The organism is Ruegeria sp. AL12 (assembly GCF_056540885.1).
This window is the reverse complement of sequence record NZ_JBQFXN010000011.1, coordinates 27,686-39,317: the sequence shown is the minus strand read 5'-3', so window position 1 is coordinate 39,317 and position 11,632 is coordinate 27,686. Positions and strand designations below refer to the sequence as shown.

Sequence of the window (11,632 nt, the reverse complement as noted above, 5' to 3'; positions counted from 1 at the left end):
AAGGACATCACAGACGCAGCCTGAAAAAAGCGGTCATGGTCCAGGTCAGGCGCCGGGCAAGAGGTGTATGGATCCAATGTATGTTTCGCTTCCGGGCGGGGAGTTTTGGTTGGCTGTGACCGTCAGTAATCATCGTTATGTTTCAGGGCATTGTGGAAAACGCGTGCTGTTTCGGGCGGTGTGAAAGGCCGTCGGTTTCGCAAAGCCGGAACCGGCTTTGGGCACAGGCGACCCGGTTCGGGCCTGCCATCGATTTGAAAAGAAGGACGCGAGTGCGGTTCGTCAAACCGGATGGTTGATTTTTCTACACGGAAGGGGTGGAACTCAAAGCGCAGGAGCCCCGTTTCGGGAACTGACAGGATTTTGTTGTGAATCTCGGATAACCTCTTGTAGCTTTAGGTCAGTGTTTTGGTATGGGTGTTAGTGATTTGAAAAAAGATATTGTTCCCGTTGTCGTCATTGGTGGTGGTCCGGCAGGGCTGACAGCAGCCTATGAACTTCAGAAACTGAGCGACACGCATGTTCCCCGGGTGTTCGAAGCCTCGGACATGGTTGGTGGCATCTCGCGAACCGAAACGCACAAAGGCTATCGCTTCGACATTGGCGGGCATCGGTTTTTCACCAAGGTGCGCGAAGTCGAGGATATGTGGCACGAGGTGATGGGGGATGATTTCATCACCGTGCAACGCCTGAGCCGCATCTTCTACCGCAACAAATTCTACGATTACCCGCTGCGTATCTTCAACGCTTTGGGCAATATCGGCCCCTACGAGACCTACAAGATCATCGGCAGCTTCGTGAAATGGAAGCTGCGGCCCAAGCCGCAGGAAGACACGTTCGAAGAATGGGTCATCAACCGCTTTGGTGGGCGGCTTTATATGCATTTCTTCCACAGCTACACCAAGAAGGTCTGGGGTATTCCGCCGTCGGAAATCCGGGCCGACTGGGCCGCGCAGCGGATCAAGAACCTGTCCCTGCCCAAGGCGGTCTGGAACGCGATTTCCGGGGCCAATGACACCGCCAGCCTGATCGAGGAATTCCAGTATCCCCGCCTGGGCCCCGGCATGATGTGGGAAAAGACCCGCGACCTGATCCGGGAAAAGGGGGGCTCGGTCGAAACCCATTCCGAAGTGATCCAGGTGAACCGTGATGGCAATCGCGTCACGTCAATCGATGTGCGCCACTGGACTGAAGATGGCGAAAAACACACCGAGCGGGTGGAGGGCGAAGAGTTCGTCAATTCGATGGCCGTTCGTGATCTGATCCATGCTTTTGATCCGCCGCCACCACCCGAGGTGGTCGAGGCGGCAGACCGTCTGCGGTATCGTGATTTCCTGATCGTGACCCTGATCCTGGATCACGCGGACCCGTTCCCGGACAACTGGATCTACATCCACAGCCCGCAGGTGAAGGTGGGGCGCATCCAGAATTTCCGCGCCTGGTCCGCGGAAATGCTGCCCGATCAGAACACCGCGTCGATCGGGATGGAGTATTTCTGCCAGAAAGGTGACGGGTTGTGGTCGTCAAGTGACGAGGATCTCAGGCATCTCGCCAGTGAAGAGCTTGAAAAGCTGGGTCTGGCCAAGGCCAGCGATGTCATCGACCACGCGGTTATCCGGCAGCCCAAGGCCTATCCGGTCTATGACAGTGAATACAAGGACGCCCTGGACACGGTCAGCGGCTGGCTGAAGACGCTGGAAAACTTCCAGACCGTGGGTCGCAATGGTCTGCACCGCTACAACAACCAGGATCATTCCATGCTGTCGGCGATGTACGCCGCGCGCAATATTCTGGGCGAGGATCATGACGTCTGGGATGTCAATGTTGAGCGCTCTTATCATGAAGAGTTTGAAGCTAAGCCCAAGAAAAAGAACCAGACGTCTTCAGACAAACTTAGTAACAGAGCGGCGCTCTGAACTGGGTTATTGATCATATCAGCGGTTTTTCCGCTGCCAGATAATCGGAGGTGACACTGACCAGGATAGTGCTGGTGATCCGGTACACGCCTGCTCTGATTCACAGATTGGGTGTGCCGTGCGATCTTGCACGGCGTACAATTCAAGGCCTGTTCCCGTGCAGGATGTCATCTGTGCAATCCGGCATTGAAAACAGACTAGGATTTTTCTTTCTCATCGCTGAGGCCAACTCTGACGCCGGATATTGAACCTGCTCCTTTTGTTTTCACTGGATCGCCAATGCTGCTTAATTTGCCGTATTGATGTCGCATTGCAGGTGTAATTCACTCATTCAGAAAAAACTGACAAAGCAACATGACTTGCATGTTATCAACAAGTTGGTGGTTTAAAGGAACGGTATTCAGCAGGACAACGGGATATCCGTCATCGGTTAATTTTCACCTACTATATTTAACGAGTTTATATAAGACGTGATGGTATTTCGCCTTTCTTTGTTTCTTATTGTATTGGCCGGTATCTTACTGGCCGGACAGGATATTGCGGCAACATTGTCTGCAAAGGCTGCCTTGGCAGATGGAGCGTCCCCTTATTTCGTGACGGATGAGGCGTTGTTTCTTTACATCTGGGTTCCGTTGGTCGCTTTGTCCGCTTCCGCGCTCTTTTTGGCCCCGGGGCTGATTTTAGCATGGGCTGTCCGCACGCCCAGCGATCGGTTTGAGCACTGGTTGCTTAAAGGGTTTACGCTTTCCCTGTTCGGTGTCCCCGCTATTGCGGCGCTGGTTCAGGTTGTCAGTGGCATTCAGATGACGGAAACAGCCTTTATTTTACTGATCCTGATGCTTTGCCTGCTGAGCCTTTACTTGTTCCCCGCACATTTTTTTGAGCCACAGATGTTTCGGGGCAAAAGCTGGGATATTATCGGTATGATCCTGCTACCTCTGGCTGTGCTGTTGCTGATGTCTCCGAAATTCTATTGGGAGGTGTTGAATGACGACGGCGCGCACAGCTTTCTGAACGCAATGCTGTTTATTATCAGGGGCCTGCCATTCTGGCCTCCGGACTCTGGTGCAATCGGAGGGTACCCAACCCCCAAAATGATGACAGAGACATTTATGCAAGCCGGGTTTATGCGGATATTCGGGCCGTATGAAGTTTCTATTCGCCTTGCCTATCTGCCAGGTATTTCGATCCTGTTCGGCGTTATGCTGGCCCTTGTTCGCCCCGCCAAGACAGACGGCGGCATGCAGGCGGTGCTTGGGTTAGGCCTAGCCTTGCTTTTGTTTTCTTTCGTGATGGCATTCAACCCATCTTACAATCCGTATTTTGCTGATATTGCTCTGCCTATGGCACGCGAGCCGATGATCTTGCTGGGCGTATTGGGCTATATCTTGTTTTTTAGCGAACAGAAATTCGGCTGGATGGCGGCTGTATCAACGCTGGGTTTGTTGACCGCGCCGAACGGTCTTCTTCTAATCGGATTTTTTCTGATATCCTATTTTCTTCTAACCCGCCCTTTTCCGATCCGACAGGTGATCATTGGAGGGGGGATTGCTCTGGCCATTCTGATTTTGGCATCGCTGTTCGAAATGCTGTTGGGGCGGTTCGGAGTGATGAACCAGTCCACAGAGTTCAATACCGACAGCATCTTAAACCGCCTACGCTTCATTACGATATTTGAAACTGAACGTACTCTGTTCTGGTTGTTACCCAGCGGAATTTTGCCTGGTTTGGCCTTGCTTGCCTGGCCTTGGCAAGACAAGTTGTCCAAGGCGCTGACGCTATCTGTTATTGCCTATGTTCTGTTCTTTCATATACAGGCCTACCGTATTCTGCCGCATCATTTCACGCCTGCCATGATCATACCGCTGATCGTGTTCTGGCGTCTGCGTCTGGTTCAGGCGGCCCCTACGCCAGCTCTTGTCTGCGCATTGAGCGGGTTGGCGGTCAGTCTCTGGATCAGCTGGCCTGAAACGCTGCGCCCTTTCACTCTGACCCGAAATCTGGCCGATCGAATCAAGTTCGAAGTCGAAGCTGGGACATTTCCCGATGCGGAGGAAATCAACGCGGTACAGACACTGATCGACGAGGCCTTCCCGCCCATCTGGACAGAGGCAGAGCTAGAAGAACGCTACATGGCCGGGGCACTGTCGGTTTACGTACATGCCAGGATGCCAACACTTAAAGATACTGCGGCGGATTATTTTATTCGAGCGACAGATACGCCGTTGCACCCTGGTGAAAGCATAATTGGCGATACGGTCGACGACTGGGTGCTGGTGACGCGGGACAGCGCAATTTACGAAAGCGATCTGCGCAATACCGATCAGCCGATCAGTATCGCACCAGTCTATCATGTGCCGTTTGACATCATTTTCGGACGCGGTGCGCGTGAGGCCCCGTATCCAGTGTGGGACATCGCGAGGGTCGTCGGACTAAGATAGCCGGCAGCTGTGGAATTATGTAATTGCCCGGGCAATGACAATGGGCTGTTAAGTGGAGAACTTTATGAAGCAGAATCTTACCAAACTGGTTGAAACATACCCGTTCCTCCAGAAACCTGCCTATTTTGCGTATATCGGCGTGGTCAGCTCTCGAAACTTAAGTCGCCGTTTTGCGATGAAGAATCTTGGCTACTTGCCCAAACGGGTTTCGGACCGGGGGCAGGATATGTGGGTGATCAACGAAGTTTATAATGGCAAGCGCAATGGTTTCTTTGTTGAGCTTGGCGCGGCTGACGGATTTTCGGATTCCAACACGTTTGTTCTGGAAAAGCATTATGGCTGGACCGGGTTGCTGATCGAACCAAACCCCGTCAACTATCACCGAATTACCAACTGGCACCAGCGCACGGCAACTCCGGTTCCGTTGGCCGTTGACCCCGAACCCGGCCAGTTGGAATTCATGATTGACGGTCAACGCAGTAGCCTGCTGGTAGATGAGGCCGACAATATGAACGAACGCCGAGCCTCGAAACTGGCCAAGTTTCGGGAGAAAGGTAAAGTAGTTACAGTTGAAGCGGTGCCGTTGGATGAGGTATTCGATCGTTACAAGGCGCCAAAAGAAATCGACTATTTCAGCTTGGACGTCGAAGGATCAGAAACACGGATACTGCGTGATTTTCCTTTCGACAAATACCGTTTTCTAGCAATGACAATTGAACGCCCGACACCAGAGCTAAATGAACTGCTGTTTGTCAACGGCTATCATTTTGTACGTAACTCGCTCTACGACACGTTCTATGTCCATGAGCGAAATCCACGTTTCGATCAGGTCGAAAAATTACCGTTTGAACAATTGCCAGCAAAGCAATTTTGATTATTGTCTTCAAGACCCGGTCACGCCACGCGGGTCTCTAGTTCCGCGTGACACGCAGTTTCTGCTTTTGCCCCAGCATGTGATATTCGAACAGGCACCAGACATAGATGGTGGCCGAATAGACGTAATAGACCTGGTGGTAGAGCAGACATTTGAACGCAAACCACGGCCCGCCATGCCCGGACATGGCGCGCACCAGATCCAGATTGGCGACAAAGGCCGCGGCCAGTAACACAAAAGGCAAAGGCCAGCTTCCCGGCCAGAACGGCAGGGCCAGAAGCGACAGCAGCAACAGCCCGGCGATTGCGGCCCGTGTCCGCTCGGCCATCGAGGTGTTCAAGTCATCGGTCAACCCCTCGCGCGAGATCATCAGCCGGGCCCAGGGCAAGGCGCGGCAGAAGATATCCGTGCTCAGGCTGTTGCGGATGGTCCAGACCTTCAGATGTTTGCCCTGCAAAAGCGGCTCGACCAGGATACGTCTGCCGGTGGCCGCGATCCGGTAACCCAGTTCGATATCCTCGATCGAAGGCACCTCATAGGTTTTGACATCAAAGCCACCGACTTCAAGAAACACGTCGCGCCGGATGGCGCCACACCCGGCCCAGAAGGTGCGCGCCTCGCGGCGGGCGCGTTGATGGTGATAGCGGTGCAGAAGGTTCTTGTAGCGTGAAAACCAGGCCTGCCCGTCCGGGGCATCATCATAGGATCCGAACACGGCGCCCACATTGTCTTCGGACATCGCCCGGCGAATATGATCCGGCCCGTCCGGCCAGGCGATGACATCGGAATCCACGAACCACAGGATATCGCCCGTGGCCTGCTGGGCGGCCAGGTTGCGCGCAGCCCCTGGCCCGCCATTGACGGGCGTGGTCAGAACGGTTGCGCCCATTTCCCGTGCCAGCGCCGCGGTGCCGTCGGGGGATTGATCATCCACCACCAGAACCTGCTGCACCTGACCGGTATTCAGCATTTCAATCAATGGCGGCAAAACGCGCGGCAACAGATGTTCGGCATTGTAGGCCGGCATGACCACGCTGATGGAAAGGGGTTGATCTGAACTCACGAAGGATCTCCGGCAATGATACGCGAAGCGCCTGAGCGCTGAACAAGGAAAAGAAAGGCCGCCGTAAAGGGCAACAACCACATCACGCGCGCGCCGTAACGATCCGCGGGTTGTGATACTCCTCCGCAGACCAGAGCGTTGACCGCTATTCCGATCAGGATGAACAGCGCAAACAGCTTCATGTCACGCGACACACTACCCGGCCGCAGCAGAATGAAAACGATAAAGGCAAAAGAGACGGCATAGATCATGCCGTGCACGATATCGGCCGTTTCTATCCAGCCCCTGTCCCAGGCCAGGTTCCCTTTCTGAATCAAATCGTACTGCGCCTCGTCGAGGCGGGCCAGCGTGCGCGCGTTGGTCAATTCCACATCCGTCGGGATTGTCATGGTGATGCTGTAGCGCATAATCTGATGATAGCCGTTTTTGGCCAATGCGAAAGACGTCGCAATCGGCCTAGACAGGAAGACTGCCTTGGCAAAGTCCCCCTGTGCCAGCGCCACTTGTTTTTGCTTCTCCGGCGACAGCAGACGGAACGATCCCAACCGAGAAGAGCGCTCGAAAATGATATGGGATGCGGTCAGTCTGTAAGGGTCGTCCGACCATGAAAGCGCCTCATACAGCGCGCAGGTTGGTATACTTGCATCCGGGCAGACATCCTTCAGATAGTCCATCCCCGGCCCGTCAACGATTAGCCGCGCAGTGATATGCGGGGTATAGACAACTTCCTTGTTCATCTGGGCTTCAACGGTAATCTGGAAGGCCTTGCGTTCGGCCGCCGCAAGCGTCAGGAGCATCACCATCAGGACCGTTGCGCGCCAGCGCCCCGGCATCCTGCGACCCAGAGCCGTCAGGGCGACAAAAGGGATCATCAGACCTGTGATCGCCAGATGCGACGGATGCAGCACAATGCAGAACAGAGCCAGCCCTGAGATCAGAAAAAGTTCCCAGAGGCGCATTGTCTGCCCAAAGGCGGTGAGCGCCGCAGTCGCGATCAGGAAAATTGGTGCGAATATGTCCGGCATCATATAGGCGATGTAAAACGGCAAAGAGGTGCTGGCCGCCGCCAGAAGCGGGATTGCGGTCATCAGCATTGTGTTCTGCGTACCGCCCAGAGACCGGCCCGCCGTCCGCGCCAACATCCAGACCGCAAAAAGCGTGGCAGCCAGATGGATGACCGGAACAGCGTAAAGGGCGTCGGCGCGAAAAAACGTAGCTATAATGAGGCCATAGATCAGCGAGCGGGAGCCGGTTGCAGTCCCGTCGTCATCTGCGGTGTAAGTGCCACCCGTCGTGCTTGTTTCGTTCACCGGCGGCAGAAGACTGTTGAGGGCCACGCTGCCCTGCCGGATATAACTGCCTGTGTCGAAATAATAGAGCGGGCCGCCGTTGATCAGAAACACGGACAGGCAGGCAAGAACCGCCAGCGTGGCCAGCAGGGCCGACCGGGTCTGAAAGGCCAGTTTGTCCGAAGGTGCCGATACGCTCATGTCATTTCCGCAGCATTTGGTCTGGGCTTGCGGGATGCAGCCACGCCTGGACTGGGCCTGATGTCCGGGCGCGTGTCATTGAGATTTGAAACAGACGTGTTCATCAGCGTTCCTGGCTGCCTCCGTCCAGCGGGCTGTGGGGCCGAATTCCACTGTGGCCACCGCCCAAAATCGCGCTAAGCAATCATTTGATAGCAAGAAAACCTTCAAAACAAATATACTTCTGAATACTCATCACATCCTTGAAACCGGCCCGGCCCAGCAGATCCAGATTGCCCTGGGTGGAAAACGGCTCCAGCACGCTTTTCAGGCTGCGCGCCTTTTCGACGATTTCCTCGCTTGAGAATCCGTTACTGATTTTGAATTCGTTGTAGAGCTGAGTCACAAGATCCTGGAACCGCGCATCCGGCCCCCGGACTTTTTCGAACATGACAAACGCACCGCCCCAGTTCAGGGTGTTGTAGATCTTGGTGAACAGTTCCTGCCGGTACCGGGGCGGGATGAACTGCATTGTATAATAGCTGACGATCATGTCCGCCTTTTCCATCTCCATATGACGGGCATCGTCATGAAGAATGGAAATGTTCGGGACATCCGCGCAATGAGCTTCGGCGACCTTCACCATTTCAGGTTCGACATCGATCCCGATCCAGCGTGCGTCAGGCTTTCCTGCATTATGTTCTGCCAGTTTGCGGATCAACTCCCCGGTCGATGTGCCGATTTCATAGCAGAGACTGTCATTGCGGACGAAGAAATCGGAAACCTGACAGATCAGGCCGTGACCCATTTCATAAAGAGGAACAGACAATTTGATGTGGTCAACAAACGTATCGGGAACACTGCCCCCAAAGGTCCAGTTCGCATTCTCAGCGGCTATGTTCTGGCCAACGCCCATGCGCAATGTCTCCTCGCTAAATAGGCAGGCACAATGGACAAACGGCTAAACAAGGGCTTCCGATTGAAAATGCGTGCCTGAACTAAGTACAATAACAATCCAAAGCTACACGAAACTTTCGGACCGTCGAAGAATAAATATGGTGGAACCCGGGTTTGTGGCCTTTTTCCCTTCTGTTGCGACCCGCAGGGCCCTTGTGCCGGGCTGAAAGTAGACAGTGCGCTGAAATGGCTTGTATTGTTTCTCGCCTTGCGCAGAGCGGGGGCGCCCGTCATGTGAAAGGGCGTGCCGGTTGCATTTCATGACAGAGTGATCGGGGTTGGTTCTGCATCGCCCGAACCGGTTCGGATTATGCTTGGTGCAGTGTGAAAACGCTCGGAATCGCCGGAAAGTCGGTATGTTCTCCAGACGCAGATTCGCCTTATTGGGGTGATTCTGGTTCACGATAGGGAAACAAACGGTAACTTAGACATCCATTGTGCCGGTCAATGGGCGTTTGTGCCCATAAAAAGCCACAATTCTGAGAAAAATCCTTCGCAATCAAATAGAAATGAATTATTAATGATTGCAGTAGGTGCCCTGCCGAGATTTCGAGCGGGTTGTGTGTATAAAAATCAAAGGTGGGACTTTGTATGTTTAGAAGTTTAAAAATGATGGCGGCAGGGATTGTTGCTGCTGTGATGATGGCCGGATCGGCCAGTGCGCTGACCTCGGTAACGGCAGGCGGCAGCTATGACATTAAATCTGATACGGCCTTTATCGGATCTGTTTCCACACTCGGTGGGCCTGGCTCGTATTCAGTCAACTTCACATCGCCGATTGATCCGCTCATTGGAGTAGCGAATGCGTCGGTTACCATTCGGGTACTGGGTGCGTTCACAGGTCTGACCATGAGCTGGGTCGACGCAGCGAACCCCAGCAACGTTCTGGCGAGTACAGCGGTTCTGGGTGGTATACAGACCACGCTCAGCACATTGTTCAGCAGCGTAAGCCCGAACTCCCTGAGCCAGAACCTTGTGTTCAGCTGGGCGAATTCGCAAGCAACGACGAATGGTGGTCCGATCAGCTTTGACTTTGACGTGGCTGCAGTTCCGCTACCCGCCGGTGGTCTGCTGCTTCTGACCGCGCTTGGTGGTCTGGCTCTGACGCGTCGCCGCAAGGCCGCCTGAGCGACACACAAACCTGACGAACAGGACAAGGGGCCGTTTCGCGGTCCCTTTTCTTTTGATCAGATGTTGCCACCTGCCGCCTGGCGCAACATCCAGATCATCCGCTGACATCTGAGCCGGAACAATGTGATGACCGCCCGACTGGTTTCGCCCGCCGAGGACAGCTTGTCGCTTCTGAGGATTTTCGGGGTGTGCACAATTGCACTGGCTGGCATGGCCAACCCACGGATCGCCCACCGCATGCGCGCGGCGGCGTTGGTGCCATGCAGCAGATATGCCTCTTGTGTCGTGCGCCGCCACTTGGCCTTGAGCGCGGGCCAATTCTGCCGGGATGGATGGCTGACACGAAAGTTGTCCCGGTAGATCAGGCTATAACCGCGCGCGACCGCGCGCATGGTCCATTCCCGATCTTCCGAGACACCGTTGATGAACCCGCCGATCGCATCGAACACATCGCGTCGGGTCAGCAGGTTGCCGGCGCCGGAAAACCCCTGAACCTCGATATACCTGCGGAAGTTGAATGCAAAAACAGCCTCGAACGCTTCTGCGCCGCTGCGCGGGGGTGGGGTTTCGTCAAAGACATCTACCCGGCCACCAATCAGATCGGCCTGATCCGCGACCTGACGCCCGACGCTCAACCAGTCCGGCGCGGGTACGCAATCGGCGTCAATGAAAAACAGTCGGGGCGCTCTGGTTTCTGCAGCTCCGCGATTGCGGGCATGGGCCGCGCCCTTTTGGGTTTCCACCACGAAATGCACCTCGGGAAAGGCCTGGCGCATCGTATCCAGCGAAACCGGAGAGTTGTTGTCAACGACAACGATTTCAGTTGCCGTCAGATCATTCTCTCTCAGGGCAAGAAGACATCGTTCCAGCCGGGGCAAATCGTTGTAATGGGGAATGATCACTGCATCGGCCGGAGCCGTATCAGTAGTATCCGTACTCATTGCCAAATGTCCCGCTGATGTATCGGCATTTGTTCAGCACGATCCCCATGACGCTGGTCAGTTCCGCCAGTTGCTGTTCGGCAACGTCAATATGGTCAATGCTGGTTTCTTCGGCGGCAGCCAGAAGCAGGGCACAATCGACGTTCCTGAGAAAGCCGTGGCTGTCATCGCTCATCATCAGGGGGGGCGTGTCGAACAGAATGACGTCGGGTTTGTAATCCGCCTCAAGCTGTTCGAGAAATTCAATTGCCCGTCGGCTCTGCAAGATTTCCGCCGGGTTGCGTGTGGATGCGTAATTCAGTCCGAAGATCACGTTATTGCCATAACGTACAGCATGTTCGCGAAACGGGACCGCTCCTTGAATGACGTCTGCCATGCTGTGGCTACCGGTTTGTTTCAGGATCTCGGCCAACCCCCTGCGCCGCATGTCGAAATCTATCACGATCGTGCGCAGCTCTTCCTGCCGCCCCAGACTGAAGGCCAGATTGGCGGCCGTCGTGCTTTTGCCACATCCGCTGTACGGGGATGTCAGCGCTATCCGGTGCCAATCATTGGAGAGAGTCTGCTGCAGCATCTTGGTGCGCAACATGTCATAAGGTGATGCATCTGCGCCCCCATAGAATGACATCAAACGGTTGCGAGAGATAAGGTGTTTCTCGATCTTTATCTCTGGTACAGCCAGCCAGATATCTTCATCGACACTTACTTGCTGTGCCGGGGGCTGCCGAGCTTCTGTAGCCGACACGGGTTGAGATTGCTGCCGGCTGTTGCGTTCTTCACGCGCTTTCTGAATCGCTTGCTGAAGACGGTCCATTACATTTCCACCAAATCAATCGAAAC

Annotated in this window: 9 protein-coding genes; 4 read left to right on the top strand and 5 right to left on the bottom strand. The window is 54.6% G+C overall.

All coding sequences use genetic code 11. The features are described 5' to 3' along the window. Positions 1-428 precede the first annotated feature (428 nt). The 3 genes from ACR0C6_RS19100 (at position 429) to ACR0C6_RS19090 (ending at position 5,231) form a co-directional block, all read left to right on the top strand. Complete coding sequence (locus ACR0C6_RS19100; RefSeq protein WP_480447505.1) at positions 429-1,916, top strand: NAD(P)/FAD-dependent oxidoreductase; 1,488 nt, start codon at positions 429-431, stop codon at positions 1,914-1,916. 473 nt (positions 1,917-2,389) lie between these two features. Further along, positions 2,390-4,357 carry a hypothetical protein gene (locus tag ACR0C6_RS19095; protein ID WP_480447504.1) on the top strand — a complete coding sequence of 656 codons (1,968 nt, stop codon included), beginning with the start codon at positions 2,390-2,392 and terminating at the stop codon, positions 4,355-4,357. Between the two features lie 64 nt (positions 4,358-4,421). Continuing rightward, positions 4,422-5,231 carry an FkbM family methyltransferase gene (locus ACR0C6_RS19090; protein WP_171331822.1) on the top strand — a complete coding sequence of 270 codons (810 nt, stop codon included), beginning with the start codon at positions 4,422-4,424 and terminating at the stop codon, positions 5,229-5,231. 37 nt (positions 5,232-5,268) lie between these two features. Here ACR0C6_RS19090 and ACR0C6_RS19085 read toward each other — a convergent pair whose 3' ends face one another. The 3 genes from ACR0C6_RS19085 to ACR0C6_RS19075 all read right to left on the bottom strand — a co-directional run bounded on the left by ACR0C6_RS19085 (position 5,269) and on the right by ACR0C6_RS19075 (position 8,679). After that, on the bottom strand, positions 5,269-6,294 hold the full coding sequence (locus ACR0C6_RS19085) for a glycosyltransferase family 2 protein (RefSeq protein WP_171331823.1): 1,026 nt from the start codon (positions 6,292-6,294) through the stop codon (positions 5,269-5,271). Further along, positions 6,291-7,784: a hypothetical protein gene (locus ACR0C6_RS19080; RefSeq protein WP_480620690.1), complete on the bottom strand. Its 1,494-nt coding sequence runs from the start codon at positions 7,782-7,784 to the stop codon at positions 6,291-6,293. Before ACR0C6_RS19080 ends, ACR0C6_RS19085 begins: the two co-directional genes overlap by 4 nt. A gap of 184 nt (positions 7,785-7,968) precedes the next feature. Continuing rightward, entirely contained in the window at positions 7,969-8,679 is a 711-nt protein-coding gene (locus tag ACR0C6_RS19075; protein ID WP_171233828.1) for a methyltransferase domain-containing protein, read from the bottom strand. A 632-nt stretch (positions 8,680-9,311) separates the two neighbouring features. On the opposite strand from ACR0C6_RS19075, the gene ACR0C6_RS19070 reads away from it, so the two are divergent. After that, positions 9,312-9,848, top strand: a complete 537-nt coding sequence (locus ACR0C6_RS19070; protein WP_171331826.1) for a VPLPA-CTERM sorting domain-containing protein — start codon at positions 9,312-9,314, stop codon at positions 9,846-9,848. A 59-nt stretch (positions 9,849-9,907) separates the two neighbouring features. Here ACR0C6_RS19070 and ACR0C6_RS19065 read toward each other — a convergent pair whose 3' ends face one another. Further along, entirely contained in the window at positions 9,908-10,792 is an 885-nt protein-coding gene (locus tag ACR0C6_RS19065) for a glycosyltransferase family 2 protein (RefSeq protein WP_171331827.1), read from the bottom strand. Next, entirely contained in the window at positions 10,773-11,606 is an 834-nt protein-coding gene (locus ACR0C6_RS19060; protein ID WP_171331828.1) for a CpsD/CapB family tyrosine-protein kinase, read from the bottom strand. The genes ACR0C6_RS19065 and ACR0C6_RS19060 overlap by 20 nt, the downstream gene beginning before the upstream one ends. Positions 11,607-11,632: the final 26 nt, after the last annotated feature.

Excerpts from the sequence above, each read along its gene's own strand:
- ACR0C6_RS19075 (WP_171233828.1), bottom strand. The coding sequence starts at position 8,679 with ATGGGCGTTGGCCAGAACATAGCCGCTGAGAATGCGAACTGGACCTTT.
- ACR0C6_RS19080 (WP_480620690.1), bottom strand. The coding sequence starts at position 7,784 with ATGAGCGTATCGGCACCTTCGGACAAACTGGCCTTTCAGACCCGGTCG.
- ACR0C6_RS19065 (WP_171331827.1), bottom strand. The coding sequence starts at position 10,792 with ATGAGTACGGATACTACTGATACGGCTCCGGCCGATGCAGTGATCATT.
- ACR0C6_RS19060 (WP_171331828.1), bottom strand. The coding sequence starts at position 11,606 with ATGGACCGTCTTCAGCAAGCGATTCAGAAAGCGCGTGAAGAACGCAAC.
- ACR0C6_RS19090 (WP_171331822.1), top strand. The coding sequence starts at position 4,422 with ATGAAGCAGAATCTTACCAAACTGGTTGAAACATACCCGTTCCTCCAG.
- ACR0C6_RS19070 (WP_171331826.1), top strand. The coding sequence starts at position 9,312 with ATGTTTAGAAGTTTAAAAATGATGGCGGCAGGGATTGTTGCTGCTGTG.
- ACR0C6_RS19095 (WP_480447504.1), top strand. The coding sequence starts at position 2,390 with ATGGTATTTCGCCTTTCTTTGTTTCTTATTGTATTGGCCGGTATCTTA.